At 72.8% G+C, this 25,821-nt stretch carries 25 protein-coding genes; 11 read left to right on the top strand and 14 right to left on the bottom strand.

The genetic code is table 11. The features are described 5' to 3' along the window. The first annotated feature begins 123 nt into the window (after positions 1-123). Both V1634_RS13500 and V1634_RS13495 read left to right on the top strand, forming a co-directional pair. The gene (locus V1634_RS13500; protein ID WP_331208123.1) at positions 124-1,929 is read left to right on the top strand and encodes a sensor histidine kinase; all 1,806 of its coding nucleotides are present in this window, start codon (positions 124-126) and stop codon (positions 1,927-1,929) included. After that, entirely contained in the window at positions 1,926-2,600 is a 675-nt protein-coding gene (locus V1634_RS13495; protein WP_331208122.1) for a response regulator, read from the top strand. Before V1634_RS13500 ends, V1634_RS13495 begins: the two co-directional genes overlap by 4 nt. A 91-nt stretch (positions 2,601-2,691) precedes the next feature. Here V1634_RS13495 and V1634_RS13490 read toward each other — a convergent pair whose 3' ends face one another. From V1634_RS13490 to V1634_RS13480, 3 genes are read right to left on the bottom strand one after another with little or no spacing between them, the layout of a single operon-like run. Continuing rightward, positions 2,692-4,239: a tripartite tricarboxylate transporter permease gene (locus V1634_RS13490; RefSeq protein WP_331208121.1), complete on the bottom strand. Its 1,548-nt coding sequence runs from the start codon at positions 4,237-4,239 to the stop codon at positions 2,692-2,694. Beyond that, entirely contained in the window at positions 4,236-4,766 is a 531-nt protein-coding gene (locus V1634_RS13485; protein WP_331208120.1) for a tripartite tricarboxylate transporter TctB family protein, read from the bottom strand. Before V1634_RS13485 ends, V1634_RS13490 begins: the two co-directional genes overlap by 4 nt. Next, positions 4,766-5,854, bottom strand: coding sequence for a Bug family tripartite tricarboxylate transporter substrate binding protein (locus V1634_RS13480; protein ID WP_331208119.1), 1,089 nt, complete (start codon positions 5,852-5,854; stop codon positions 4,766-4,768). The genes V1634_RS13485 and V1634_RS13480 overlap by 1 nt, the downstream gene beginning before the upstream one ends. 244 nt (positions 5,855-6,098) lie before the next feature. Here V1634_RS13480 and V1634_RS13475 point away from each other — a divergent pair, with 244 nt between their 5' ends. Next, the gene (locus V1634_RS13475; protein WP_407951781.1) at positions 6,099-7,820 is read left to right on the top strand and encodes a glycoside hydrolase domain-containing protein; all 1,722 of its coding nucleotides are present in this window, start codon (positions 6,099-6,101) and stop codon (positions 7,818-7,820) included. 85 nt (positions 7,821-7,905) lie between these two features. Here V1634_RS13475 and V1634_RS13470 read toward each other — a convergent pair whose 3' ends face one another. Then, positions 7,906-8,985, bottom strand: a complete 1,080-nt coding sequence (locus tag V1634_RS13470; RefSeq protein ID WP_331208118.1) for an NAD-dependent epimerase/dehydratase family protein — start codon at positions 8,983-8,985, stop codon at positions 7,906-7,908. Positions 8,986-9,489: 504 nt separating this feature from the next. On the opposite strand from V1634_RS13470, the gene V1634_RS13465 reads away from it, so the two are divergent. Continuing rightward, positions 9,490-11,199: a cellulose-binding domain-containing protein gene (locus V1634_RS13465; protein ID WP_407951780.1), complete on the top strand. Its 1,710-nt coding sequence runs from the start codon at positions 9,490-9,492 to the stop codon at positions 11,197-11,199. A 76-nt stretch (positions 11,200-11,275) separates the two neighbouring features. Here the strand turns inward: V1634_RS13465 and V1634_RS13460 are convergent, their stop codons facing one another. The 4 genes from V1634_RS13460 to V1634_RS13445 form a co-directional block, all read right to left on the bottom strand. Beyond that, the gene (locus V1634_RS13460) at positions 11,276-11,944 is read right to left on the bottom strand and encodes a YceI family protein (RefSeq protein ID WP_331208116.1); all 669 of its coding nucleotides are present in this window, start codon (positions 11,942-11,944) and stop codon (positions 11,276-11,278) included. 152 nt (positions 11,945-12,096) lie between these two features. After that, positions 12,097-13,170 (bottom strand): ArsR/SmtB family transcription factor, encoded by a 1,074-nt coding sequence (locus tag V1634_RS13455; protein WP_331208115.1) that lies wholly within the window; start codon positions 13,168-13,170, stop codon positions 12,097-12,099. Positions 13,171-13,197: 27 nt separating this feature from the next. Further along, positions 13,198-14,403 (bottom strand): amidohydrolase, encoded by a 1,206-nt coding sequence (locus V1634_RS13450; RefSeq protein WP_331208114.1) that lies wholly within the window; start codon positions 14,401-14,403, stop codon positions 13,198-13,200. Between the two features lie 305 nt (positions 14,404-14,708). Continuing rightward, the gene (locus V1634_RS13445; RefSeq protein ID WP_407951785.1) at positions 14,709-16,211 is read right to left on the bottom strand and encodes a M28 family peptidase; all 1,503 of its coding nucleotides are present in this window, start codon (positions 16,209-16,211) and stop codon (positions 14,709-14,711) included. A gap of 420 nt (positions 16,212-16,631) precedes the next feature. Between V1634_RS13445 and V1634_RS13440 the strand changes: the two genes are divergently transcribed. From V1634_RS13440 to V1634_RS13415, 6 genes are all read left to right on the top strand, one after another. Then, positions 16,632-17,720, top strand: a complete 1,089-nt coding sequence (locus V1634_RS13440; protein WP_331208112.1) for a trypsin-like serine peptidase — start codon at positions 16,632-16,634, stop codon at positions 17,718-17,720. Then, positions 17,720-18,136 (top strand): hypothetical protein, encoded by a 417-nt coding sequence (locus V1634_RS13435; RefSeq protein ID WP_331208111.1) that lies wholly within the window; start codon positions 17,720-17,722, stop codon positions 18,134-18,136. The genes V1634_RS13440 and V1634_RS13435 overlap by 1 nt, the downstream gene beginning before the upstream one ends. Before the next feature lie 135 nt (positions 18,137-18,271). Beyond that, a complete protein-coding gene (locus tag V1634_RS13430; protein WP_331208110.1) occupies positions 18,272-19,270 on the top strand; it encodes an ABC transporter ATP-binding protein in 999 nt (332 codons plus the stop codon). Next, positions 19,267-20,106, top strand: a complete 840-nt coding sequence (locus V1634_RS13425) for an ABC transporter permease (protein ID WP_331208109.1) — start codon at positions 19,267-19,269, stop codon at positions 20,104-20,106. The genes V1634_RS13430 and V1634_RS13425 overlap by 4 nt, the downstream gene beginning before the upstream one ends. 45 nt (positions 20,107-20,151) lie before the next feature. Continuing rightward, positions 20,152-21,633 (top strand): sensor histidine kinase, encoded by a 1,482-nt coding sequence (locus V1634_RS13420; RefSeq protein ID WP_331208108.1) that lies wholly within the window; start codon positions 20,152-20,154, stop codon positions 21,631-21,633. Further along, positions 21,630-22,268: a response regulator transcription factor gene (locus V1634_RS13415; RefSeq protein ID WP_331208107.1), complete on the top strand. Its 639-nt coding sequence runs from the start codon at positions 21,630-21,632 to the stop codon at positions 22,266-22,268. Before V1634_RS13420 ends, V1634_RS13415 begins: the two co-directional genes overlap by 4 nt. A gap of 154 nt (positions 22,269-22,422) precedes the next feature. Here the strand turns inward: V1634_RS13415 and V1634_RS13410 are convergent, their stop codons facing one another. After that, positions 22,423-22,818 (bottom strand): cupin domain-containing protein, encoded by a 396-nt coding sequence (locus V1634_RS13410; protein ID WP_331208106.1) that lies wholly within the window; start codon positions 22,816-22,818, stop codon positions 22,423-22,425. Positions 22,819-22,895: 77 nt separating this feature from the next. Here V1634_RS13410 and V1634_RS13405 point away from each other — a divergent pair, with 77 nt between their 5' ends. Beyond that, positions 22,896-23,369 (top strand): MarR family winged helix-turn-helix transcriptional regulator, encoded by a 474-nt coding sequence (locus tag V1634_RS13405; protein ID WP_331208105.1) that lies wholly within the window; start codon positions 22,896-22,898, stop codon positions 23,367-23,369. A gap of 102 nt (positions 23,370-23,471) precedes the next feature. Here V1634_RS13405 and V1634_RS13400 read toward each other — a convergent pair whose 3' ends face one another. From V1634_RS13400 to V1634_RS13380, 5 genes are all read right to left on the bottom strand, one after another. Continuing rightward, on the bottom strand, positions 23,472-24,074 hold the full coding sequence (locus V1634_RS13400) for a hypothetical protein (protein ID WP_331208104.1): 603 nt from the start codon (positions 24,072-24,074) through the stop codon (positions 23,472-23,474). 22 nt (positions 24,075-24,096) lie between these two features. After that, positions 24,097-24,648, bottom strand: coding sequence for a DUF6286 domain-containing protein (locus V1634_RS13395; RefSeq protein WP_331208103.1), 552 nt, complete (start codon positions 24,646-24,648; stop codon positions 24,097-24,099). Between the two features lie 2 nt (positions 24,649-24,650). Beyond that, on the bottom strand, positions 24,651-25,007 hold the full coding sequence (locus V1634_RS13390; protein ID WP_331208102.1) for a hypothetical protein: 357 nt from the start codon (positions 25,005-25,007) through the stop codon (positions 24,651-24,653). After that, on the bottom strand, positions 25,004-25,501 hold the full coding sequence (locus tag V1634_RS13385) for an Asp23/Gls24 family envelope stress response protein (protein ID WP_331208101.1): 498 nt from the start codon (positions 25,499-25,501) through the stop codon (positions 25,004-25,006). Before V1634_RS13385 ends, V1634_RS13390 begins: the two co-directional genes overlap by 4 nt. A gap of 61 nt (positions 25,502-25,562) precedes the next feature. After that, positions 25,563-25,751, bottom strand: coding sequence for a hypothetical protein (locus V1634_RS13380; protein ID WP_331208100.1), 189 nt, complete (start codon positions 25,749-25,751; stop codon positions 25,563-25,565). Positions 25,752-25,821 lie beyond the last annotated feature (70 nt).

Genomic DNA, 25,821 nt, shown 5'->3' with positions numbered 1-25,821 from the left:
GGTTGACGTCGGGGCTGGTCAGGTGAGAGCTTCCCGGTTGCCCGGCGCCGCCGACCTGATGTCAGGCAGGGCCGGCGACCGTGCCGGTACCGGGCCGGCGCGACGACCGGACGAGGAGGAGCGATGCGGCAGCGGATGTCCCTGGCCGGTCAGTTCCTGCTGTTGCAGCTCGGCATCGTCCTGCTGGTCGTCTGCACGGTGGCGGCCGTCTCGATCGCCGAGTCGGACGCGGCGTTCCGCCGGGACGAGGGTTCCCGGCTGCGCTCGGTGGGGGAGAACGCGGCGATCAACCGGACCGTACGGATGGGCATCGGCGACCCGCACGGCCAGGAGGCGCTGGCGGCGGTGGCGGAGAGCGCGCGGGCGGTCTCCGGCGCGACGTACGTGTTGATCGCCGATGCCACCGGCAAACTCGTCACCGGCCCGGACGCCGGATCGCCGATGGTGCTCGGCAGCAGCGACGGCCTCGCCGGCCGCTCCTGGGTCGGTGTGGTCGACGACGGCTCCAAGGCGCTGGTCGCGCACGTGCCCGTGCTCGACGAGCGGGACGGCCGCTTCCTCGGCCTGATCGTGGTCGGCCAGACCTATCCGACGCTGCCCGAGCAGCTCGCGGCCGGCCTCACCAACCTGCTCACCTATCTGCTGCTCGGCGGGGTGCTCGGGGTGGCCGGGTCGCTGCTGCTGGCCCGGCGGGTGAAGCGACAGACGCTGGGGCTGGAGCCGCGCGAGATCACCGGCCTGGTCGAGCATCGCGAGGCGATGCTGCACGGCATCAAGGAGGGCGTGCTCGGCACCGACACCGCCGACCGGGTGACCCTGGTCAACGACGAGGCGGTCCGGCTGCTCGGGCTGGCGGCGCTGCCGGTGGGCCGGTCGCTGCACGCCGAGCCGATGGAGCCCCGGCTGCGGGACGTACTCACCGGCAGGGTCACCGGGGTCGACCAGATCGTCCTGAGCGACGACCGGGTACTGGTGCTCAACCGCCGGCCGGTGCTGGTCCGGGGCCGCCGGGTCGGCTCGGTGACCACGCTGCGGGACCGGACCGAGCTGACCGCGCTCCGCCGCGAGCTGGACGCCAGCCGGCAGACCACCGAGGCGCTGCGGGCGCAGGCGCACGAGTTCTCCAACCGGCTGCACACCATCGCCGGGCTGATCGAGCTCGGCGAGCACGACGAGGTGATCCGGTACGTCAACCGGGCCAGCCAGGTACACGAGAAGCTGAACCGGGACGTCACCGAGCTGGTTCGCGATCCGGCGCTGGCCGCGCTGCTGATCGCCAAGGCCAGCCTCGCCGCCGAGCAGGGTGTCCGGCTGGCGGTCGCGCCGGAGTCGGACCTGCCGGCGGTCGACGAGCAGCTCGCCGCCGACCTGGTCACGGTGGTCGGCAACCTGGTCGACAACGCGCTGGACGCGGCCGGCTCCGGTGGCCGGGTGGAGGTCGCCCTCGCCCGGGTCGACACCGAGGTCGTGGTCCGGGTCGGCGACTCCGGTCCGGGGGTGCCGCCGGAGCGGGTCGAGGAGGTCTTCCGGCAGGGTTACAGCACCAAGGACCCGGCCCGGGGTCACCACGGACTGGGGTTGGCGCTGGTCCGGCTGATCTGCCAGCGGCGGGGCGGCAGCGTCGAGGTCGACGGCGCGTCGTTCCGGGCCCGGCTGCCGCTGTCCGGCACCGGCCGGGACCCGGCTCGGCCCGCCACCGGCCGGGACCCGGCTCGGCCCGCCACCGGCCGGGATCCGGTCCCGCCGGCCACCGGTCGGGATCCGGTCCCGCCGGCCACCGGTCGGGATCCGGTCCCGCCGGCCACCCGCCGGGAAATGGTCCCGTCCGCCGGCAAGCCGGCCCGGGACACCGCGTCGGCCCGGGACACCGCGCCGCCGGCCGACAGCCCGGTCCGGGATACCCCGCTGCCCGGGACGGCGTCGACATGATCCGGGTCCTGGTGGTGGACGACGACTTCATGGTGGCCCGGGTGCAGCGGGGCTTCGTCGAGCGGACGCCCGGCTTCACCGTCGTCGGGGTGGCGCACACCGGCGCGGAGGCGCTCGACGCGGTGCACCGGCTCCGCCCCGATCTGGTACTGCTCGACATCTACCTGCCGGACCTCTCCGGGCTGGAGGTGCTGCGCCGGCTGCGCGAGGGCGAGGTGGTGGTGGACGTACTCGCGGTGACGGCGGCCCGGGACGTCGACACGATCCGGACAGCCCTGCGCGGCGGGGTCGTGCACTATCTGATCAAGCCGTTCAGCTCGGACGCGCTGCGCGACCGGCTGGAGCGGTACGCCGCCGCCCAGCAGCGGCTGGCCGGTTCCGCAGAGGTCGGCCAGGAGGACGTCGACCGGCTCTTCGTCGCGCTTCGGCCGGCCCCGGTCGAGTTGCCGAAGGGCCTGACCCAGCCGACCGCCGACCTGGTCGCCACGGCCCTGCGGTCGACCGACGGCGATCTCTCCGCGACGGAGTGCGCCGACCGGGTCGGCCTGTCCCGGGTCAGCACCCGCCGGTACCTGGAGCACTTCGTCGGGTCCGGCAAGGCCGGGGTGAGCCTGCGGTACGGCTCCGCCGGCCGACCGGAGCGACGCTACCGGTGGACCGGCGGAACCTGAGCCGGCGGAACCTGACCGGCGTGCCCGGCGACGGGATCGACCGTGCCCGGCGGCGGGATCGACCGGCTGGTCCTGGCCGGCAGCGGCGTGCCTAGTCGTCCTCGCCGAAGGTGAGCCGCCGTGCCGTGGCGGGCCGGCCACGCAGCCGGGCGACGATCCGGGGCAGGAACGGCACCAGCACCGACAGCACGACCAGCCCGAGCAGTACGGCGGTGAGCGGCCGGGTGACGAAGACGCTCAGGTCCCCGTTGGAGAGCACCAGCGTGCGACGGAACTGCAACTCCATCATCGGACCGAGGATGGCGCCGAGGATCACCGGTGCGATCGGGAACTCGAAGTGCCGCATGAAGAACCCGACCACCCCGATCCCGTACGCGATCAGCACCTGGGTCACACTGCTGGTGGCCGCGTAGACGCCGAGGGTGGCGAAGACCAGGATGCCGGCGTAGAGGATCGGCCGGGGGATCTGGAGCACCTTCACCCAGAGCCGGATCAGCGGCAGGTTCAGCGCCAGCAGCAGTACGTTGCCGACGTAGAGCGAGGCGATCAGTGCCCAGACCAGTTCCGGGGACTTGTCGAAGAGCTGCGGCCCCGGCTGCACGTTGAAGATCTGGAACGCCGCCAGCATCACCGCCGCGGTTGCCGAGGTCGGGATGCCGAGGGTGAGCAGCGGCACGAGTACCCCGGAGAAGGCCGCGTTGTTCGCCGCCTCGGGCCCGGCGACCCCCTCGATCGCCCCCTTGCCGAACTCGGCCCGGTTCTTCGCCCGGCGCCGTTCGTAGGTGTAGGAGAGGAAGGTCGGGATGTCGGCACCGCCGGACGGCAGCGCGCCGAACGGGAAGCCGACGGCGGTGCCGCGCAGCCAGGGCCGCCACGACCGCGCCCAGTCCTGCCGGCTCAGCCAGCCGAAGCCGCCCCGGGCCGGCTCCAGCGGGGTGACCCGGTCGGGCAGTTGTCCGAGCCGGCTCGCGACGTAGAGCGTCTCGCCGATGGCGAAGAGGCCGACGATGATCACCACCACGTCGATGCCGTCGAGCAGTTCCAGGGTGCCGAAGCTGAACCGGGCCTGTCCGGTCAGTTCGTCGAGCCCGACCAGGCCGAGCAGGAGGCCGAGACAGAGCGAGATGAGGCCACGGACCAGCGAGCGGCCGACCAGGGCGGTGACCGCGACCATCGCCAGCAGGGCCAGCGCGAAGTAGTCCGCCGCGCGGAACTCGACGGCGAGCGCGGCCACCGGCTTGGCGAAGAGGGTCAGCAGCAGCGTCGAGATGGTGCCGGCGACGAACGAGCCGATCGCCGCCGTCGCCAGCGCCGCCCGGGCCCGGCCGCGCCGGGCCATCTGGTACCCCTCGATCGCGGTCGCGACCGAGGCGGACTCGCCCGGGGTGTTCAGCAGGATCGAGGTGGTGGAGCCGCCGTACATGGCGCCGTAGTAGATGCCGGCGAACATGATGAAGGTGCCGATCGGGTCGTCCAGGTTGAAGGTGACCGGCAGCAGCAGGGCGATGGTCAGCGCCGGGCCGATCCCGGGCAGCACCCCGACGAAGGTGCCCAGCGTGACGCCGATGGCCGCGTAGAGCAGGTACTGCGGTTCGAGGACGGTGCCGAAGCCGCCGAGCAGGTCGCCGAAGACGTTCACAGCGGCAACACCCCGGCCGGCAGCGCGATGTCGAGTCCGCGGGTGAAGCCGTAGTAGACCCCGGCCACGAGCGGTGCCGCGACAGCGATGTCGCGGACCCAGCGCCGGCTGCCGAGGATCCGGGCGCACGCCACGAAGAAGAGTGCCGAGGAGAGCACGAAGCCGGCCGGTTCGAGCAGCAGCACGTAACCGAGCAGCGCCGCGCAGAGCAGGGCCGGGGGCAGCCAGCGTACGGGCGACGCCTGTTCGGCCTCCGGCTCGGTGCCGGCCGGCTCGGCCCGGGGCGGCGTACGGAACTGGTCGATGAGGTACCAGCCGGCCAGCACCACCCAGCCGGTCGTCACCACCAGCGGGGCCAGCCACGGCCCGGCGACCGAGTAGTCGCCGTCGGCGGCCCGGTACGCCGTCCAGAGCAGGAACAGCCCGGCGGCCAGCAGTACGGTTCCGAGGATCCGGGCCCCCCGGCGTGTCGGGACGGGGGCGGCCGCTTCGACCACCCCCGTCCGGTCCTGCGACTCCGACGGCATCAGCCGGCCAGTCCGATCTCGGTGAGGACGTCGGTGATCCGCTTGCTCTCCTGCGCGAAGTACGCCTCCGCCTCGGCGCCGCTGCGGTAGAAGTCGTCCCACTTCTGCGCGGCCAGGGTCTGCTTCCACTGCTCCGAGGCGTGCAGCTTGTCGACCAGTTCGATGATGGCGGCCCGCTCGCCGTCCGAGATGCCCGGTGCGGCGACGAGTCCGCGCCAGTTCATCAGCTCGACGTCGTACCCGGATTCCTTGATGGTCGGGGTGGGCTTGCCGGCGCCGACGTCGATGCCGGCGGCGCCGGAGACGGCGAGGGCGCGGACCTGACCGCCGCCGACCAGGTCGGCGTACTCGCTGGCGCCGGAGACCGCCGCGGTCAGATCGCCGGAGAGCAGCGCCGCCTTCGACTCGCCGCCGCCGGAGTAGGCGACGTATTTCATCGCCTTCGGGTCCGCACCGGCCGCCTTGGCGAGCAGCCCGACGAGGATCTGGTCGGTGCCACCGGCCGAGCCGCCACCCCAGTTGACCGAGGCAGGATCGGCCTTGGCATCGGCCATCAACTCCTGCAACGTCGTGTACTTCGAGTTCGCCGGTACGACGACGACCTCCTGCTCGGCGGTGAGCGTGGCGATCGGCGTGGTCTGGCCGAGGTTGACCGGGGACTTGTTGGTCACCACGCCGCCGATCATCACCAGGCCGGTCACCATGAGGTGGTGCGCGTCGCCCTTGTTCTTGGTGACCAACTGGGACAGTCCGAGGGTGCCGCCCGCACCGGTCACGTTGGTCACCTCGACCGATTCGGTGACCAGCTTGCCGTCGGTCAGCGCCTTCTGCAGCGCCCGGGCGGTGCTGTCCCAGCCGCCGCCGGGTGCGGCCGGCGCCATCAACTGGATCGTCCGGGTCGGATACTCCACGGCCGAGGCATCGCCGCCCCCGGCACCGTTCTGGCCACAGCCGGCCGCGGCGAGCGCGATCAGCGGTACGCAGGCGAGTGCCGCGACCCGCCGCCGGCCGCCCGTACCCGAGTCGGGGACGCCGGCCGGGCGGGAGCCGCCCCGGAGCAGGCCGGGCGCGTTCCGAAGGTATGTCATCGGTCTCTCCTCGACGTACGTACGAAGCTGTGCCACAGCGTTACCGCTGGGTTGCGTAGATGGTTCCGCCCGAGGTGACGGCCGTCACCGTTACGGTCATGGAGTTCGTTGTGGTCTTTGTGGTCACCGGCCCACGCGCCCGGGGCGCCGGGCGGGTCGGCGCCGCCTAGCGGTCGGCGTCGATATCTGGTAGGAATTCTTCAACCATTGCGGCTGCGGGTAAGGATTTCTCCAGGAGGCTCGGATGAAGAGAACCGTGGCGGGCCTGACCGGCCTCGCCGCCGTGGTCGCCGGCACGACGATGGCGGTGCTGCCGGCCCGGGCCGGCCTCGCCGACGACCCGGTCGCGCCGGAGCGCAGCCGCACGGTGAGCTACCAGGGCTACCGGGTCGCCGTGCCGCAGAACTGGCAGATCGTCGACCTCGCGGCCCGGCCGCACGCCTGCGTCCGGTTCGACCGTCCCGCCGTCTACCTCGGCCGTCCGGGTGACCAGGCCGAGTGCCCGGCCCGACTCGTCGGGCGGACCGCCGGGCTGCTGCTCGAACCGGTCGACGCCCGCTCGGCGCAGCGGCTGCCGGCCGCTGCCGCCACCACCGCGCCCGGCGCGGCGACCGTGGCCGCGCCGCCGTCGCGGGACGACGCGATCCAGATAGCGGTCCGGGACGCGGGCGTACTCGTCACGGCCGTGCACACCCCGTTGACCGAGGGCCTCGTCCGACGGATCCTCGCCGGTGCGACCCTCGGACCGGACGCGGTACCGCTGTCACCGTCCGCCCTCGGGGCGCTGACCCGGCCCGCCGCCCCGGTCGCCCCGCTGGCGGCGGCCGGCCCGCAACCCGGCACCTTCCTCGGCCGGGGCTTCGACACCTGCACCGCCCCGTCCCAGTCCACCATGAACACCTGGCGGGCCAACTCGCCGTACCGGGCCGTCGGGATCTACATCAGCGGGGCCAGCCGCTCCTGCGCCCAACCGAACCTGACCGCGACCTGGGTGACGAACCAGACCAACAACGGTTGGCGCCTGATCCCCATCGAACTCGACCGCCAGGCCCCCTGCGGCACCCGGACGCCGAAGATGTCCAGCGACCCGGCCACGGCGCGATCCCAGGGCGCCAGCCGGGCGACCAGCGCGGTGAACGCCGCACAGGCCCTCGGCATCCCCGCCGGCAGCACGATCTACAACGACATCGAGCACTACCCGTCGAACGCGTCGTGCAGGGCCGCCGTGCTGTCGTACCTCTCCGGCTGGACGGAACGGCTGCACGCGCTCGGCTACCTCTCCGGGATGTACTCCAGCGGCTCGTCCGGGGTCGCTGACCTGTGCGGCGCGTACAACGACCCGGCCTACACCCGGGTGGACCAGCTCTGGTTCGCCTGGTGGAACGACGCGGCGAACCTCGACGCCGGCCCGTACTGCCCGGCGGAGTACTACGCCAACCACCAGCGGCTGCACCAGTACGCCGGTGACGTCCACGAGACCTGGGGCGGGGTGCAGATCAAGATCGACCGCAACTACCTCGACGTCTCGGCCGACGGAGGTGGCGGCCAGCCGCCGGCCTGGAGCAGCATCGTCGACAACAGCACCGCCGGCCGGTTCACCGCGAGTGCCGGCTGGGGCACGTCCACCTACTCCGGTCAGCGGTACGGCGCCGACTACCGCTTCGCCGACCCGGTGCTGGCCAGCGACGTCGCCTGGTTCAGGGTGAACGTGCCGGAAACCGCCAGTTACGAGGTCTCGGTCTGGTACGCGGCCAACCCCGACTACAACGACTCCACCCCGTTCATCGTCGCCAGCACCGGCGGCAACCAGACGGTACGGGTGAACCAGCGCCTCACCGGAGGCCAGTGGGTGTCACTCGGCGTCTTCGCGCTGGCCGCCGGTGACGCGGACCGGGTGGGCGTGAGCCGGTGGACCAGCGGTACCGGCTACGTCATCGCCGACGCGGTCCGGCTCACCCGGGTCTGACCCGCGGGCCGGCGACCCCGGCAGTCCAGCTCGGCCGGGCCGGGCCCGGGTTCTCCGGGCTCGGTTCCGGCGGCCGGCGGCTCGGTCAGGGGCGCTCGCCCACGCCGGTGCCGGCCTCGGCGAGCCGGCCACCGGTGAGCCGGGGTGTCAACGGTGCCGTCGGCATCCCGGCGGTGCTGCGCAGGCCGTGCAGGAACTCCTCGATCGCCTCCCGGGCGCTGTGCCGTGGTGTCCAGCCGAGTTCGGTCCTGGCCCGGGTGATGTCCATGATCGGCACCCGGAGCACCGCGTCGAGCAGGTGCGGAGAGGCCGGCACCAGGTGCAGGTGCCAGGCGAGCGCGAGCGCGGCACGGACCGGTCCGGACGGCAGCCGTACCGGCCGGGCCCGCAGGATGTCGGCGAGCAGCCGGCCGTCGACGACCGGCTCGGCGGCCACGTTGAAGGCGCCGCGCACGTCGCGCAGCACCGCCAGCCGGTACGCCTCGGCGGCGTCCGCCGAGTGCAGGGCCTGGAACCGCAGGCCGGGCAGGTCGGGGAGGACCGGTACGGTGCCCGGCCGCACCAGCCGGCCCGGCAGCAGCGGGCCGGTGAAGAGCCGACGCTGCTGGCTGGCGGCCTCGCGCTTGAAGATGAACCCGGGTCGCAGCCGTACCACCCGCATCTGCGGGTGCTGTTGCTCGAAGGCGTCGAGGGCGCGCTCCAGGTACGCCTTCTCCCGGGTGTACCCGGCGATCGGCCAGCCGTCGGTCGGCCAGTTCTCGTCCACCGGCCGGTCCTTCGGCCCCGGCGAGTACGCGCCGACCGACGAGGCGTACACCAGCGCCGGTACCCCGGCCCGGGCCGCCGCGGCGAAGACCCGGCGCCCGCCGACGACGTTGACCCGCCAGGTGGTCAGCGGCCGGTGGGTGGGCTGGAAGAGCCAGGCGAGGTGCACCACGACGTCGGCGCCGTCGAAGATCTCGACGAGGTCGGCGCTGACGATGTCCGCCTCGGCCCACTCGGTCTTCGGGGGCCGCCAACGGGGCGGCCGGCGGGATACTCCGACGATCGTGCCGACCGCCGGGTCCCGGCCGAGCGCCTCGACGAGACTCGTTCCGACGTTGCCGGTCGCGCCGACCACCACCACCCGCAGGCCGGAGCCGGTGCCACCCCGCGCCGCCGTCACCGCTCGGCCCCGCCGTGCCGGTGGTGCCACCCGGTCTGGTCGTGCCGGTCGGTTGGGCCGTCGGCGGCCACCCGAGCGCTCATGGCGACAGCCGTTCCCGCCGATCGCCGCGCCAAACGTCGATCACGCCGAAAATCCGGAAAGGGTGTCCCGTCGGCGTCCGGACCGTGCGGGCGGGGCCCCGGGTCCCGCCGCCGGTGACCTGCGTCTACCTGCGCCAATCAAAATCCCGAGGGGGCCGCCCGGCGCGCGTTGACAGTACCGACCCGGCCAGTAACATAGACGTAAATCAATCGATGGTGATACGCCGGCATCCCCGCCGGGGTTCCGCCCGGCCGCTCCGGTGACCGGTGCGGCTCGCGCTCGCCGCAGGGCGGGCGAGCCCCGGTCCCCGCCGTCCAACGCACCGCCTGCCGGGGTCCACGTTCCCCGTCGATTCACCCACCATCGTTCGGAGGACCAGCAATGCGCCTACATCGTCCCCGATCCCGGCTGTGGTCAGCCGTGACCGTGGCAGCCGTGGCCGCCGCCAGCGGCACGGCCATCACCATCGCCGGACCCGCGGTGGCGGCCGCCGGTTGCGGCGTCACCTACACGGTCGGCTCCCAGTGGCAGGGCGGCTTCACCGCGACGGTCACCGTCAACAACCTCGGTGACCCGATCAGCTCCTGGACGCTCACCTGGAGTTACGACGCTGGCCAGCGGGTCACCCAGGCCTGGAACGCCACCGCGACGCAGAGCGGCAGCCAGGTCACGGTCCGCAATGCGACGTACAACGGAAGCATCGCCACCGGAGCCAGTGTCTCGTTCGGTTTCAACGGATCCTGGAACGGGAGCAACCCGGCACCGACCAGCTTCGCGGTGAACGGCACCGCCTGCACCGGGGCCCCTGGTCCCAACCCCACGACCGGGCCGACGGCGCCGCCGACGGCCCCGCCGACGACCCAGCCCAGCACGCCGCCGAGCACGGCGCCACCCGGCAACCCGACCTGGGGTACCGCGCTGCCACCGGCGAGCGCCCAGCGGAGCCGGGCGTACGAACTGATCGCCACCGCCAACGAGAAGGGCTACCTGCCGAGGTCCGGTGAGTGCTCCGTCGAGATCCACGCCCGCTACTGGACGTACGGCCCCGACGGCAAGGTCTACCCGACCTGGCACCCGACCCGGGACCCCAGTGGCTGCAACTTCGGCCACGAACACGGGGACGACCCCCGGCCGTCCGACCTGTACAGCACCGTGGGCTGGCCCGCCTTCGGCTACACCAGCGAGGTGATGCTGGACAGCATGCCCGAGCACAGTCACCGGCACGAGGACCACGTCGGGCACAAGGTGCTGACGGTCAACAACGTCAACGTGATCCAGGGTGACAACGGCACCAGCTTCTTCCCGCCGCAGGGCACCACGATCGCGACCTGCGACACCCTGCTCAAGTTCCACCAGGGCACCCACTCGCCGGACGCGTTCAGCAACAACATCCACGAACTGCTCTTCAACCAGCGCTGCACCGCGAGCAACGGCGGACAGGTCACCGAGGCCCGGTACAACGCGATGATCCCGGTCGGGCGGCCCGGGGGATTCAGTCCCAGCGAATGCCCGGGCTTCGGCGGCGCGTTCATCAACGTCGCCCCGGCGGTGCCGGCGGACTCGCCGTCGGACACCCGCTCGCTGGGCCGGCTGATCACCGAGCCGGGCTGCGTGCAGGCGATCCGGGAGGGCCGCACCCACAACGACCCGCTCTACCCCAACCCGGTGCCGTTCACCGTCTCCGACATGGACGACTTCTGGTTCTCCGACTTCCAGGTGACGGGTTCCGGGCTGACCTTCCGGCTCGCGCCGCTGTTCTACGTGGTCAACCCGTCGCGCTACTACGACCCGACCAAGCCGAACAACCTGGGCCGGATCGTGGACCTGTGCTACACGAACCTCGCCGGTGGCGACTACTGCAACCAGGCGCGCCAGGCTGGGCAGAACCTCGCCTGGGACGACCCCCGCTCGCCGTTCAAGGGCACCCTGCGGGAGTTCCGGCCGGGTACCTTCCAGGTGCGGAACACCGGCCCGACCACGGTCTACACCGACGTGTACGGCCGCAACGCCTCCAGCACACCGTTCACCGGCTCCATCCAGCAGTACTTCTCCGGTAACCAGTCGTCGACCATGTACGTCCGTGGTGCTACCAGGGACTGGGCCGCCAACGGGGTACACGCCCCGAACTGACGGCAGCGACCGGTTGGTCCGGGCCCGCGGCGGATCCGTCCGTCGCGGGCCCGGCCCGCACCGACCGACATCCCGGTCAGGACTGCCGGATGGCCTCGCCGGCGATCTCGATCCGTACGCTCTTCCCGACCAGCACCCCGCCGCTCTCCAGGGCCACGTTCCAGACCAGCCCGTACTCCTCGCGTTCGATCTCGGCGGAGGCGCTGAACCCGAAGATGTCCTGGCCGTACGGGTCGCGCCGGGCCCCACCGAACTCGACCTGGAGGTCGACGGGTCGGGTGATCCCCTTGACGGTCAGCTCTCCGGTGAGCACGAACCGGCCCGACGTCTTCTCGACCTGCTCCGGTACGGCGACCTCACTGCGCCGTCCCGGGCGCTGACTCCGCAACCGGGCCCAGTAGAAGATCGAGTCGTTCCGGTCCGGCCGCCACCTGATCCCGGTACTGCGGTACTCGAGCGTGGGATACCGCAGCACGTCGAGGAAGTCGGGACTGCTCAGGTGGGCGTCCCGGTCGGCGTTTCCGGTACCGATGCTGGCCGCGCCGATCGTCGCGGTCACCGAGGAGGCCAACGGATCCGGCTCGACGACGATCTGCGCGGTCGCTTCGCCGAACTCACCGCGTACCGGGCTGACCATCATGTGCCGGGCGAGGAAGCCGACCCGCTTGTGCGCGGGGTCGAGGAGGTATGTCCCGGGCGCCGGAATCGTCATGCCCTGCCAGGAGCGTGTGGCGGAACCGGTCATGCTGGTACTTTCCCCCCGGACGGCTGCTGCGCGGCGCGGTGATCTTCCCGCCCGCCGGTTCCACAGAGTAGTCAAAGGGCCGACGTGGCATTCCTGACCTGGGCGGCGTCCGTGACGATCATCACCTTGAGTAGCGATGGCGGTGTCCTCCCTCAGTACTGCAACGCCGTGGTGACGTCCCGGCCGATCCGTTCCACCGCCGCCAGGTCGAGCCCGTAGAGCACGTAGCGGCCGTGCCGTTCCAGCCGTACCAGCCCGAGGTCGCGCAGCACCCGCAGGTGCCGAGAGACCTGGGGGCGGGTCATCGACAGCCGGTCCGCCAGGTCGGCGGTGGTCATCGCCTGCCGGGCGATCAGCCGGCACAGCCGGACCCGACGCGGATCGGTGAGCGCCAGCAGACGACTGCGGGCCAGGGTGACACCGACGTCCGGCGCCTCCACCGGAAAGTGCACCACCGGCGGCAGCCCCGGCTCGTTCTTCACCAGCAGGTGCGGGGCGCCGTACCGGGTGGGGATGAGCAGGACCGGGGTACGCGACGGACTGATCACCGCGTGGTGCACCTTGTCGAAGACGACCCGGGACGGCCCGGTCGACGGGGTGGCCAGGCGCGCGGTGGAGGGGCTGAGTCCGATCAGGGCGGCCGCCGGACCCTCGTCGGCCAGCCGCTGCCGCAGCCGGTGCGCGGCCCGGGTGAGGATCGGCTGGGTCCGCGCCCAGAGGTCGCCGAAGTAGACCCGGTGGCACAGGTCGAGGAAGTCGAGCAGGTCGGCCCGGAGCGCCTCGGGGTCGCGCAGCAGATCCTCGGCGAGACCCAGGTGCGGCTCCGGCAGCCGGGAGGCGGCCTGCCGGAGCGCGCCGGCCTGCGCCGGGTCGTGCAGTACCCGACCGAAGTCGAAGCCGTGGTAACCGCTGGCGCAGGTGAACGCGGTGAGTTCGGCGAACTGGTGCAGTGGGATCCGGGCCAGCGTGGCGGCCGGTGCGGCCGTGCCGAGTCCCGGGTAGAAGGCCCGCCAGCGTAACGGTGTCCACAGTGGCGCGAAGCGGAGCAGCCCGGCCCGGAAGGCGGGTGGTGCGGACCGGGCGACCTCGGCCGCCCAGGGCGCGTGCTCGGGGTGGTGGCGGTGGCCGGTCAGCACGTGCAGGCTCGCCGCCAGTTCCGCCAGCGGCGACACGACGACGGGAAATCGGTCGGGGCCCACCCCCGCCAGGAGGATCACAACCGACATGACGCCGAGTGTATGGTCGGCAACTCGTCACACCCGTACCTCGGGCTGCGCCGCGAACTCCACCCGCGCCGCCGCCAGCAGTTCCGGCCGGGTGAGCAGTTCGGCGACCACCCGGGCCAGCCCGGTCGCCGCGACCTCGGTGCGGTCGTGCGCGAAAGGCGTCGCCGCCGCCTCGCGCATCGCCGCCGAGTGGCTCGGCGTACCGGGCTCGGCGATCTGGACGTACGGGTGGATGACCGGCAGCACCCTGGAGAGGTTGCCGATGTCGGAGGAGCCCGCCGGGCCGTCCGGGTCACCGGGCAGGATCTGCACCCCGAGGGCCCGTACCGCCGCGCCGAACCGCTCGGCGAGCACCATGTTGTTGCGGCGCTCGGCGTACATCGGGCCGGTTTCCCGAACCGCCGCCGCTGTTCCGGTGGCCAGTGCCGCCCCGTCGGCGGCAGCCCGGACCCGGTCGACCAGCGCCTCGACCGAGGCTGCCGTCCGGTCCCGGACGTACAGGTCGACGGTGGCGTACGCGGGTACGACGTTCGGGGCCGCTCCGCCGTCGGAGACGATGCCGTGCAGCCGGACGGTGGGTGGCACGAACTGGCGCATCGCGTCGATCGCCTGTAGGAACAGTTGGGCTCCGGCCAGCGCACTGCGGCCCAGCCAGGGGGAGACCGACGCGTGTGCGCTGGTTCCGGTGAAGGCGACCCGCAGGTGCGCCGCGGCCAGCCCGGGGCGGGCGGTCAGCGACCGGTCGCCGGGATGGAACATCAGCGCCGCGTCGACACCCTCGAAGGCCCCCGCCTCGATCAGCCGAATCTTGCCGGCGCCGCCCATCTCCTCGGCGGGGGTGCCGAGCACGGCGACGGTGCCGGGGTGGTCGGGCAGCGTCCGGAGGACCGCGATCGCCGCCGCGGCGGCACCGGCCGCGATGAGGTTGTGGCCGCAGCCGTGCCCCAGGCCGGGCAGTGCGTCGTACTCGGCGAGTACGGCGACGTACGGTCCGGGACAGCTCCCCTCGTGTACGGCGGCGAACGCCGTCTCCATCCCGCCCAGGGGCGTCCGCACCGTGAAGCCCGACTCGGCGAGCCAGTCGGTCAGCAGCTTCCGGGCGTGGAACTCGGTGAACTTCAGCTCGGGGCGGGCGTGGATGGCCAGGCTGACCGCCTCCATCCGGGGCCGGAGCGCGGCAAGTGCGGTGGAGAGGACCTCCAGCGCCGGGGTGGCGGTGGACGTGTGGGACATGGCGACTCCCGTGGTAGGCCGTGACAGGCGACGATCGGTGTGCCGACGCGTCCCGGCGGAGGTGACGCGTCGCGGAGTACTCCGAGACTGCGACCGCCCGGACGGCGGTGGCGGCGGATTGCCGCGGCCGAGGTAACCGTCGCCGGATGCCCCTGGCGGCCCGCCCGCGACCGGTCCATCACCCTGGGACTGACCCGCCACCTGCACGCCGACTGCCACGACCCGGGGCAGGTGCTCGCCGAGGCGCCGGCTCGGGCGGCCCGCCGGGCCGGTCGCGAGGCCGTTCCACCCGGCGGGCCGCTCGGTCAGCTCCGGGTGATCCGCACGTCGTCCAGAGCCGCCTCGACCAGGCTGGCCCTGCCGGCGTCGGCGGCCTCCACCACGATCCGGACGCTCTGCCCGGCGAAGGCCGAGACGTTCGCGCTCGCGGTCTGCCAGGCGGCGGCCCGGTTGGCGGCGGTGCCGGCGACGTCGAGTACCGTGCCGGTGCTGCTGCCGACGACCCGCACCCGTAGCTGGTCGGCGCTGTTCGCGTTGCTCAGGTGCGCCAGATACCAGGAGAACTCCAGCGTCAGCGTGCCGGTCGGCAGGCTGATCGGCGGCGACTGGACGCTGGTCACCCCACCGTCCACGTCGTGGTCCCCGGCGGCACCACCGGCGAGCGCTCCGGTCACCAGGTCGAAGCTGCCGCTGACGGTGGTGCCGAGCTGGGTCGCCACCTGCGAACTGGTGGCCGCCGGATCGGCCCGCACCCACTGGCCGGCGGTCGCCGTGTCGGTACCGGCGGGGTTGACGGTCCAGCCGGTCGCCGTCTCGAAGGTGTCGGCGTAGACCGTGCTGCCCGGTGGCATCGGCGTACCGGCGAGGGTCCACACGGTGTGCGCGATCGCGTCGGCGTTCCGGTCCAGCGCCGTGTCGTTGATGTTGCTCGCGGTGTCGCAGGCCCGGTGGTAGCACGGATCGAAGGCGGCGCCGGCCGTGCCGCCCCAGAGCGTGGCCTGGCTGCTCGACTTGATGCCCTCGGCGCCGGTGAAGGTGCCGCCGGCCGGGATACCCACCCGGATGAACGGCCCGTAGTCGCTGCGGCCGTCGAAGTCGGTACCCCGGGTCGGCACCCCGATCGAGGTGAAGTACCCCTGGATCGTCTGCTCGATCAGGGCCGAACCGGCCGGTCCGGGGCCGGAGCCGACGCCGTCGGAGTTGTCCCCGTCGTAGACGAAGTAGCCGGCGTTCGGCGAGCCGACCATGTCGAAGTTCAGATACTCGCCGATCCGTGCCCGCTCGGCGGCCGGCAGGTTGTCGACGTAGTACTGCGAGCCGCGCAGTCCCAGCTCCTCCGCACCCCACCAGGCGAACCGCAGGTGCTTCCGGGCAGCCAGCCCGGTACGGGCGACCGTCAACGCGACCTCGAGGATCGCCGCCGAGCCGGAGGCGTTGTCGTTGATGCCCGGACCGGCGGACACGCTGTCCAGGTGTGCTCCGGTCATCAGCACGTCGTCGGGATCGCCGCCCGGCCAGTCCGCGATGAGGTTGTATCCGGTGGCGCCGTTGTAGCTGAACGACTGCACCGCCGTGCGGTAACCGACGGCGTCGAGTTGGGCCCTGACGTGGTTGACCGAGGCGAGGTAGCCGGGGCGGCCGTGCGCCCGGTTGCCGCCGTTGGCGGTGGCGATGGACTGGAACTGGGCCAGGTGCGCCTTCAGGTTGGCCAGCGAGATGTCCGGCGCGGCGAGCGGCCGGGCCGGATCGGTGGCCGAGCCGGTTGGTCCGGCGGCTCCGGCCGGGCCGGCTCCGGCGGGTACGACCACGCTGACGGCGGCCAGTACGGCGCCGGTGAGGCAGTGCAGCAGACGACGGTTCACATGTCCTCCCAGGGTCACCGGATCGGTTCACCCGGCTACCGCCGATCGGCGTTACCCGGGTGGCGGACGCCGTCGTCGCCGCCCGGTCGGGCCGGCCGTCACATCGACGACATTCATCCGCGAGGAGCAGCGTGGCGATCCAGGGGCGCGGCGGCAATACCCGAGAGTTCGATTCCCCGCCTGCCCCGAATTGGGGCGACTCACCCGACATCGCCATCCGGCCGGTCCCGACACGCCGGCTGCCGGCGGCCGGGGAGTTATCCGACACTGCCGTTCAGGCGACAGAACAATATGAACGCCCCTCGATATCTTCGATGTGGCACTCGAGAGCCGGTCCTGATTTGCCTCGCATCAGATGGGACATCCATGCGACTACGACCATCTCTTCGGACCACCACCGCGACGATCGTCATCCTGGCCGCCACCGTCCTGTCGTCGACGTCGGCGACGGCGGGCGCCTCGGCCGCGCCGGCAGCGGATCCCGCCGGGGTCAGCTCGACGTCGGTCCGGCTCAGCCCGGAGGCTGCCGCGCTGGGCAGCACTCCGGAGACCGCACTCGCCCGGTTCTGGACGAAGGAGCGCATCGCCGCGGCCCGGCCGGCCGACAACGGCGTCTCGCTCGCCGAACTCCGCAAGACCGCGCAGAGTTCCGTACTCGGAGAGACCGTCGTGGCGGGACGGCCGCCGCGCGCCGCCGCGACCGGCCTCGACGGCCAGGTCGCTACCGGCCCGGCCAAGGCCGCCCGGGGCGACGCCGCCGTGCTGGCGGGCCCGACCGGTACCTCCTGGCCGTGGCGGCACGACTTCGTGTCCCTGACCAACGGCAAGGTGCTCTACCAGCACAACGGCGGGCTCTGGCACTGCTCGGGCGTGGTCGTCAGTACCGAGGCCCGCAACACCGTCTTCACCGCGGGACACTGCGTGCACGAGGGCTCCGGCGGTGCCTGGCAGAACACCAACTGGACCTTCATCCCGGACTACTACTACGGCGACCGGCCGCTGGGCACCTGGACCGCCCGGGAACTCTGGTCGCTGAACGGCTGGATCAACGACGGTGACCGGGCGTACGACGTCGGGGTCGCGGTGATGCACCTGAACGCCGGGCAGCGGCTCGCCGACGTCACGGGCAGCCAGGGCATCCGGATCAACGGACCGACCACCCCGTCGGTGTGGCACTTCGGGTTCCCGCTGAACTCCCCGTTCGACGGCGAGGACCTGATCACCTGCGACGGCGCGACGTCGCGGCGGTACATCATCACCGGGGACCTGAAGCTGGCCTGCACCATCCAGGGCGGTGGCAGCGGTGGCGCCTGGCTGGCCGACTTCAACGGCGACTCGGGCTACACGATCAGCGTCAACAGCTATCACGTCGGCAACGACCTGACGCAGATCTACGGACCGTACTTCGGTGACGGGGTGTCGAACCTCTACGCAGCGGTGCGTAACCTTAGCTGATGCGTTCCGTACGCCGCCGGGTTGCCGCCATGGTCGTCCTCTCGACCGTGGTGGCAACACCGGCGGCGTGCGCGGGTGCGGACCCGGGCGGCGAGGCGGCCCCGCCCCGGGTGGTGCCGGCGCTGAGTCTCACCCTCGAACGCAGCCCGGGGCCCGCCGACCGCGAACTGCGGATCCGGGTCGGGATGTCGGCGCTGGCCGACGGCATCGACCGGGTCGAGCAGCGCCGCGACGGCGACCAGTTGGGCCTGCTGGTCTGGGTACGGGAACGGGCGGCGGGCCCGACCGAGGCGGTACCGAACTCGGCGCGGGTCGAGAGCACCGCCGTACCCCTCGACGAGCCGGTCGGTACCGCCCGGGTGGTCGACCTCTCCAGCCGGCCACCGCGACCGGTCCCGGTCGTCCCGGCTTCCTGACCGGGACGGTCGGTTGACGGTCGTGGCCGGCGGGGACCCGGTTGACATTTGTCACGGGCCCGGCCGGGTGCGCCGCACGGAAAGCGGTGAGCGGTGGCACTGCCGCCGGCCAGCCACGGCCCGAACAATCGAGACATGAACCAGACGATGACGGCCACCGACCGGGGAACCGGGGCGTTCGACCGGGAGACCGTCGTCCAGGTCGACGACCTACGGCGACGGTACGGCGGAAGCGGCGGCTTCGAGGCGGTACGCGGGATCTCCTTCTCGGTCGGCCAGGGCGAGCTGTTCGCGCTGCTCGGCACCAACGGTGCGGGCAAGACCTCCACCCTGGAACTCGTCGAGGGGCTGGACCGGCCCAGCGGCGGCACGGTCCGGGTCTTCGGGCGGGACCCCTACCGGGATCGGGCGGCGGTGCGGCCGCGCACCGGCGTGATGCTCCAGGAGGGCGGCTTCCCCGCCGACCTGACCGTGACGGAGACCGCCCGGATGTGGGCCGGTACGCTGCCCGACCCGCAACCGGTCGACCGGGTACTGGAACTGGTGGACCTGCGCCACCGGGCGCGTACCCAGGTCAAGGCGCTCTCCGGCGGCGAGCGTCGCCGGCTCGACCTCGCCATGGCGATCCTCGGCCGGCCGGAGGTGCTCTTCCTCGACGAGCCGACCACCGGGCTGGACCCGGAGAGCCGGCACAACACCTGGCAGTTGGTCCGGGCGCTGCTCGTCGACGGCCTCACGGTACTGCTCACCACGCACTATCTCGCGGAGGCCGCGGAACTCGCCGACCGGCTGGCGATCATGCACCGGGGACGGATCGTCACCGCCGGTACCGTCGCCGACGTGGTGGCCGCGCACCCGGCCCGGATCAGCTTCGTACTGCCGGACGGGCTGGACCGGGGGGAGCTGCCGGCGCTGCCCGGCGCCCAGCCGCCACCGGCCGGTGCGCCGGCTGCGGCCCCCGGCCGGCTGACCCTCTACACCGACGCGCTGCAACCCGCGCTCACCACGCTGCTGGACTGGGCCAACGGGCGCGGCCTCGAACTGGCCGGACTGGACGCCCGGTCCGCGTCCCTGGAGGAGGCGTTCCTCGCGGTGGCGCACTCCGAGGAACCCATCGAGGAGGAGGTCCGATGACGGCATCGACCCAGGCGACCGGCGGTGGCGGCCGGCTCCGGCGACTCGGGCCCGGCCCGGTGAGCCTGCGCCGGATCGGCGCGCTCGGGCGGGCCGAGATGATTCTGCTGCTGCGCAACAAGACCGCCGCGACCACCGCGCTGCTGCTGCCGCTGGGCACCGTGGCACTCTTCTCGACCTTCATCGACGGTGCCGGGCACGTCTCCACCGGGGCGCTGCTCGCCACCACCATGTTCGGCTTCGTGCTGCTCTACGTCGTCTACTACAACCTGGTCACCACCTATGTGGCCCGGCGCGAGGAGCGGGTGCTCAAGCGGCTGCGGACCGGGGTGGTCACCGACGCCGAGATCCTGGTCGGCGCGGCGGTACCGGCCCTGGCGCTGGCCCTGGCCCAGGTGGTACTCACTGTCGTCGCGGCGACGGTCTTCTTCGGCCTGCCGGTACCGGTCAACCTGCCGCTGCTGCTCGTGGCGGTGCTGGCCGGCTGTGCCGTCTTCGTACTGCTCGCCGCCGCCTCGTCGGGCTTCACCAGGACGGTGGAGACCGCGCAGATCACCACGCTGCCGGTACTGGTGCTGTCGATGATCGGTTCCGGGTTCACCGGCCCGGTGGAATCGCTGCCGGACGGGATCGCCGCGGTGTTCCAGATGCTGCCGCTGACTCCGGTGCTCGAACTGGTCCGGCTCGGCTGGGTCGGCACCACCGGAGCGGACGCGCCGCGTGACTTCGTCGGCGTACTGGCCGAGGCGGGGCGGCCGGCGCTGATCATACTGGTGTGGCTGGCCGCGGGTGTCTCGGCGACCCGCCACTGGTTCCGCTGGGACCCGCGACACTAGCCCGGCAGGCGACACTGGCCGACGGAGGACAGGGGAGGTCCCGGGATGCGTGAGCTGATCGGCTGGTGGACCAGACGCGGCCAGCCCGAACGGTTCGACCTGGTCACCCGGGCCACCCTCTACGTGGTGCTGCTGACCGAGCCGGCCGCGCTCCTCAACGCGACCGGCGAGGCGTGGCCAACGGCCGGCCGGGTCGTGGTGGTCGGCCTCGGCATCACGCACATGGTGCTCTGCCTGCTCGCCGTACGGGCCGGGGTCGAGCACTTCCTCGGCCGCCGGGAGCGCCCCACCCGGCTGGTGCTGGCGACCGGGTGCCTGACCCTGGTCACCATCGTCGCCGCCGAGACCACCAACGTGCTGACGCGGCAACCGGCCGACTCGGCCGGGTGGACGCTGCCGGTGACGGTACTGGTCCTGTGGTACTTCCTCGGCACGCTCTGCACCGTGACCCCGCCCCGGTACGCCTTCTGCGGGGCCGTCGGGCTGGCCGGCGTCGTACTGCTGGTCGGGCTGCTCGACGGGGCGCCGGCCGCGCTGCTCTTCTCGTCGGTCTGGATGCTCCTCTTCGGCTTCGTCGTGCTGCTCTCCACCTTCCGGTGCTCGTTGTGGATGCTCGGGGTGCTCTGGGAACTGGAACGGTCCCGGGGCAACCAGGTCCGGCTGGCGGTCGCCGAGGAGCGGCTGCGGTTCGCCCGGGACCTGCACGACGTACTCGGCCGGAACCTCTCGGTGGTGGCGTTGAAGAGCGAGCTTGCGGCGCAGTTGGCGAAACGGGACCGGCCCCGGGCCGTGGAGGAGATGCTGGAGGTGCGCCGGATCGCCCAGGACTCGCTGACCGAGGTACGCGAGGTCGTCCGGGGCTACCGCTCCGTCGACCTGGACGCGGAACTGGCCGGTGCCCGCGCCGTGCTCTCCTCGGCGGGGGTGCGGTGCCGGGTGCTGGGGGAGGGGCGCGACCTGAGCCCGCAGGCGCAGAGCGCGCTCGGTTGGGTGGTCAGGGAGGCGACCACCAACGTGCTGCGGCACAGTGAGGCGCTGACCTGCGTCGTCTCGCTGCGCCGGGAGCGGTCGGCAACCGGGCCGGACGCTGCCGTGGCCGCCGACGGCAGGGCCGGCCACCCCTCCGATCCGTCCGACGGCGCGCCGCTGGTCACCCTGGTGATGGAGAACGACGGGGCACGTCCGGGCGGCCCGCCCGTGTTCGGCAACGGCCTGCTCGGGCTCACCGAACGACTGGCGCCGCTCGGCGGTCGGGTGACGGCCAGCCGGCCCGGCCCGGAACGGTTCCGGCTGACCGCGCAGCTGCCGCTGGCCGCGGCGACACCGTCGGCCGTCTCCCCGTCGCCCGTCTCCCCGTCGGCCGACGGAGCGCAGGCCGTCTCGCCGTCGCCCATCTTGCCGTCGACCGACGGGGCGCAGGCCGTCTCGCCGTGGGTCGGCGGGGCGCAGCCTGTCCTCCCGGTGGCTGGCGGTGTGCCGTCCGGTGCGACGCCCGGCTCCGCCCCGGCCCAGCGGGAGCGGTCGTGACCGGCCAGCCGGGCCCGCCGCAGTCGGAGCCGATCCGGATCCTGCTCGCCGAGGACGAGCACCTGATCCGTGGCGCGCTGACCGCGCTGCTCGGCCTGCACGACGACCTGGTGGTGATCGGCGAGGCGGCTACGGGTACCCAGGCGTTGTCGCTGGCCCGGGCGTTGCGGCCCGACGTGGCCCTGCTCGACCTGCAGATGCCGGAGTTGGACGGCATCGCGGTCGCCGAGGCGATCCGGGCCGAGGTGCCGGGCTGTCAGACGATGATCGTCACCAGCCATGGCCGGCCCGGTCACCTGAAGCGGGCGCTCTCGGTGGGGGTACGCGGCTTCCTGCCGAAGACGGTCTCCGCCGAGGTGCTCGCCGACGTGGTCCGCAGCGTCCACGGCGGCGGCCGGTACGTCGATCCGCAGTTGGCCGCCGAGGCGATCAGCGCCGGGGACAGCCCGTTCACGCCCCGCGAGTCCGACGTGCTGGAGTTGGCGGCGGACGGCGCGCCGATCGAGGAGATCGCCCAGCGCATCTCACTCTCGCCGGGTACAGTGCGCAACTACCTCTCCTCGGCGGCCGGCAAGGTCGGTGCGGCCAACCGGCACGAGGCGGTGGCCATCGCCCGCCGGTACGGCTGGCTCTGAACCCGGTCCAGGCACCAGGTGGATTCCGGCGCGGCGCCGGAGTTCGCCTCCCACGGCCGGGTGCTCCGCCGCCCAGCCGACCGGGCAGTTTCCGGTGCGCAGCGGAACTCGGGCAGCTCTCGCCACTCGGCGGGAACCGGCCGGTTCCCGGAACTCAGCGGGCCCAGGGCAGCTCCCGGGGCTGGGGATCGTCCGGGACGGTGGCGGTCCCGCCGGCCGGCATGCAGACCAGCGCCTCGGCCGGCTCGGCACCGGCCCGGATCTGCCGGGCCACCCCGGCGGGCAGGATCGCCGCCTGGCCGGCGCCGACCACCCGGGTCTGACCGTCGACGGTGACGGCGAAGGACCCGGCCAGCGGCATCCAGACCTGCTCCCGGTCGACCGCGTGCACCGGTCCGGCGCCGTCCGGAGCCATCCGGACCCGCCAGGTGGCCAGCTCCGCGCTGCCCTGACTGGGCGCGGCGAGCCCGGACATCGTGCCCCCCGGGGTACGGGTCGTCCGGTTCGCGCTCTCGGTCACCACGATCATGTCGTCTCCGCCGACCGTCATGTCGTCTCCTCGCTAGTCAAGTAGCTTTACTTGCAACATGAGTAAAGCAACTTGACTCATACGTGTCAAGATGGGTCGTGACCACAGACGACCCCCTGGCCCGTACCGAGCTGACCTTCCTGCTCGGGATGGGCTTCCAACTGGTGCTCGCCGAGTTCGTCCGGCGGGTGGCCGAGGCCGGCTACCCGGACCTGCGCCCGGTGCACGGACTGGCGTTCCAGGCGCTGCGCGGCGGCGGTGCCACCGGCACCGAACTGGCGGAGCGGCTCGGTGTGACCAAGCAGGCCGCCGGGCAACTCGTCGACGAACTGGAGCGGCGCGGCTACCTGCGCCGCGAGCCGCATCCGAGCGGCGGGCGGCGCCGGCTGATCGTGTTGACCGATCGGGCCACCGAACACCTCGCCGTCGCCGGCCGGGTACTGCACACCCTGGAGGCCGAACTGGCCGCCGGGATCGGCGCCGAGGGCCTTGCCGCACTGCGTACCGAACTCAGCCGGCTGGTACGGCACCTGGCCGGCGACGAGCCGCCGCCGCTGCGCCCACTCTGGTAGCGGCCGGGTTCACCCCTCGCCGCAGGGGCACCGGAGGCGCCGGCCGGACCGGGCCGCGTCCTCGGAAACCGCGCTCCGGCTGACGCGCGCCGCCGGGCGACGTCAGTGCACCCGGACCGGGCTGGCGGCGTCGATCCGGGCGGTCACCTCCAGCCGGCGCGGGGCCAGCCCGGAGGTGGTCCGGAACCGCTCGACCGCCGTCGTCACATGGTCCCGGACGGTGGTCAGCCCGGCCCGGGAGTTGAGCTGCAACTCGATCCAGAGTTCCGGCCGGGGTGCCGTACCGGCCAGCGTGACCGATGCCCGGCGGACCTGCGGGTCCCGGGCGAGGTCGCGTTCGAGGCCCCGGGCCAGCCGGGTGCCCCGGACGCGGGTGGCGCCGGGCAGTGCCGGGCCGGCAGCCGCGGTCCGACCGGTGACGGACCGCAGGTCGAGATCGCCGAGCACCGGGTAGCGCCGGGCCCGGAGTACCCGGCCGAGCAGCCTCGACCCGAGCCAGGCGAAGAGGAGCCCGAGTACGCCGAGGATGACCAGACCCCACGGGTCGATGCCACGCCAGGTACGCAGCAGTCCCGACCAGAGCAGCGGCGCCCCGTTGTCGACCCCGGCCAGATGTCCGAGGCTGGCGATCAGTCCCACCACGCCGACGGCGGTGAGCACGAGGCCGACCACCGTCCAGAGCACCCGGATGGTGCTGTTCGTCATGCCGGCTCCCCGCGTCGGCGCATCAGCCCTCCACCCGGGCCACGTCGGTTCGGGGTCGGCTGCCCGACCGGATCATCTGCACGTCGACATGGTCCTGGGCAGAGGCACCCAGATGCTCCAGTTCGCGTCGGACCGTGAACTCCACCGCCAGCCGGACCGAGGCGTCGCCGGCCGCCCGGATCCGGGTCCGCCAGCCGAAGCCCTCGCGGCGGACCCGGGCGCTCGCCGACTCGACTCCGGGTACCGAGTTCGCGACCGTCGCCAGTTGCCGTTCCACCGACCGGCGTTGCAGGTGCCAGCCGTCGGCGAACCGGGCGGGCAGTCGGTCGGGTTTCCAGCGGACCAACTGTCCCCACAGGATCAGCAACCCGACCACACCCGCGGCGATGATCCCGGTCCGCACCCAGGGATCCGCCAGCCGGGTACCGGTCAGGGTGCGGTACCAGCCCGTCCGGTCGATCGCCACCGACCCGCGGTCCAGAGCCACCGCGAAGACCTCCACGATCAGCAGTAGTCCACCGCCGAGCAGCGCGCAGCCGAGCAGCAGGGTGGCGAGCCGGTTGACCAGGCGCATCCTCAACTCCCGTCCACCGGTACCGGCAGGTCGATGTCGTCGACCACCACCTCCACCGAGGGCTGCTGCCCGTAGTCGGCCAGTACGGCGCGGACCGCCACCCGGATCTGCTCGGCCACCGGGGCGATCGGGACCGGACCGACCTCGACGTGCACCTCGACCGGGTTCCCGAGCCGGATGCCGACGATCTTGCCGCCGGGGAAGAGGGTGGCCACCTCCACACCGGTGCCGGCGGTCAGCCCGGACACCCCGGGGACGGCGAGTACGGCGTCCCGGACCCTCCCGACAACCGTGCTCCGGTCCGTGGTCGTGACCGGGGCGGCCCCGGAAGCCGCGTCGGCGGTCGCCCGGCTGCTCATCGCGCCCGCTGCTGGTCGTCGCCGTCGCCGTCCTGGTCGCCCTCGACGAAGACGTCGTCGACGTTGATGTTCACCTCGACGACCCGGAGGCCGGTCATCGCCTGCACCCGGTCGACGACGTTGCGGCGTACCGCCTCGGAGACGTCGACGATGCTCTGGCCGTAGAAGGTGACGATGTCCAGGTCGACCGCTGCCTCGCGCTCGCCGACCTCGACCGAGACGCCCTGCCGGATGGTCTCGCTGCCGCCCGGGACGAGGCCGCGGAGCTGCCCGACCCGCCGGGCCAGACCGGCACCCATCGAATGAACGCCCGGGATCTCCCGGGCCGCGAATCCGGCGATCTTGGCGACCACACCCTCCGCGATGCGGGTCTTGCCGGCCTCGGTGCTCAACTCGGCCCGGGGCGGTCCGCCGCCGTCCGGCGTGGCCGTCGGTCCCGGCGCGGCGGCCTGCTTCCGGTTGTCGTTCCTGGTGGCGGTCCTGCTGTCAGCCATCGGCTGTCCTCATCTCCTGCCGCTGCTCGGTGGATGTCGGGTGCGGGTGGCCGGCACCCGCTCAGCGCCTCCGGGAGGCGGTCGCCCGGTCGGCCAGGCCGGCGACGTTGAGGTCACCGTCGATCACCCGTACGGCGAGCCACCCGACCAGGCCGGCGAGCACGGCACCCGCCGCCGCTCCGAAGCCGGCGACGGCCCACACCGCCGCGACGAGGAAACCGGCGACGAAACCGAACTGTTGGCGTGACATGGGTTCCTCCCCGGCTGGTGCGGCAGATCCGCAGTGGCTTACACATTTGGCGGAGGAGTCGAACCCGGCC

Source organism: Plantactinospora veratri (genome assembly GCF_036421995.1).
Classification (GTDB): domain Bacteria; phylum Actinomycetota; class Actinomycetes; order Mycobacteriales; family Micromonosporaceae; genus Plantactinospora; species Plantactinospora veratri.
This window is presented reverse-complemented; position numbering and strand designations above follow the sequence as displayed.

Bases quoted from the DNA above. Each gene is read 5' to 3' on its own strand.
- V1634_RS13500 (WP_331208123.1), top strand. From the start codon at position 124: ATGCGGCAGCGGATGTCCCTGGCCGGTCAGTTCCTGCTGTTGCAGCTC.
- V1634_RS13495 (WP_331208122.1), top strand. From the start codon at position 1,926: ATGATCCGGGTCCTGGTGGTGGACGACGACTTCATGGTGGCCCGGGTG.
- V1634_RS13485 (WP_331208120.1), bottom strand. From the start codon at position 4,766: ATGCCGTCGGAGTCGCAGGACCGGACGGGGGTGGTCGAAGCGGCCGCC.
- V1634_RS13480 (WP_331208119.1), bottom strand. From the start codon at position 5,854: ATGACATACCTTCGGAACGCGCCCGGCCTGCTCCGGGGCGGCTCCCGC.
- V1634_RS13475 (WP_407951781.1), top strand. From the start codon at position 6,099: ATGAAGAGAACCGTGGCGGGCCTGACCGGCCTCGCCGCCGTGGTCGCC.
- V1634_RS13460 (WP_331208116.1), bottom strand. From the start codon at position 11,944: ATGACCGGTTCCGCCACACGCTCCTGGCAGGGCATGACGATTCCGGCG.
- V1634_RS13455 (WP_331208115.1), bottom strand. From the start codon at position 13,170: ATGTCGGTTGTGATCCTCCTGGCGGGGGTGGGCCCCGACCGATTTCCC.
- V1634_RS13450 (WP_331208114.1), bottom strand. From the start codon at position 14,403: ATGTCCCACACGTCCACCGCCACCCCGGCGCTGGAGGTCCTCTCCACC.
- V1634_RS13440 (WP_331208112.1), top strand. From the start codon at position 16,632: ATGCGACTACGACCATCTCTTCGGACCACCACCGCGACGATCGTCATC.
- V1634_RS13435 (WP_331208111.1), top strand. From the start codon at position 17,720: ATGCGTTCCGTACGCCGCCGGGTTGCCGCCATGGTCGTCCTCTCGACC.
- V1634_RS13430 (WP_331208110.1), top strand. From the start codon at position 18,272: ATGAACCAGACGATGACGGCCACCGACCGGGGAACCGGGGCGTTCGAC.
- V1634_RS13425 (WP_331208109.1), top strand. From the start codon at position 19,267: ATGACGGCATCGACCCAGGCGACCGGCGGTGGCGGCCGGCTCCGGCGA.
- V1634_RS13420 (WP_331208108.1), top strand. From the start codon at position 20,152: ATGCGTGAGCTGATCGGCTGGTGGACCAGACGCGGCCAGCCCGAACGG.
- V1634_RS13410 (WP_331208106.1), bottom strand. From the start codon at position 22,818: ATGACGGTCGGCGGAGACGACATGATCGTGGTGACCGAGAGCGCGAAC.
- V1634_RS13400 (WP_331208104.1), bottom strand. From the start codon at position 24,074: ATGACGAACAGCACCATCCGGGTGCTCTGGACGGTGGTCGGCCTCGTG.
- V1634_RS13395 (WP_331208103.1), bottom strand. From the start codon at position 24,648: ATGCGCCTGGTCAACCGGCTCGCCACCCTGCTGCTCGGCTGCGCGCTG.
- V1634_RS13390 (WP_331208102.1), bottom strand. From the start codon at position 25,007: ATGAGCAGCCGGGCGACCGCCGACGCGGCTTCCGGGGCCGCCCCGGTC.
- V1634_RS13385 (WP_331208101.1), bottom strand. From the start codon at position 25,501: ATGGCTGACAGCAGGACCGCCACCAGGAACGACAACCGGAAGCAGGCC.
- V1634_RS13380 (WP_331208100.1), bottom strand. From the start codon at position 25,751: ATGTCACGCCAACAGTTCGGTTTCGTCGCCGGTTTCCTCGTCGCGGCG.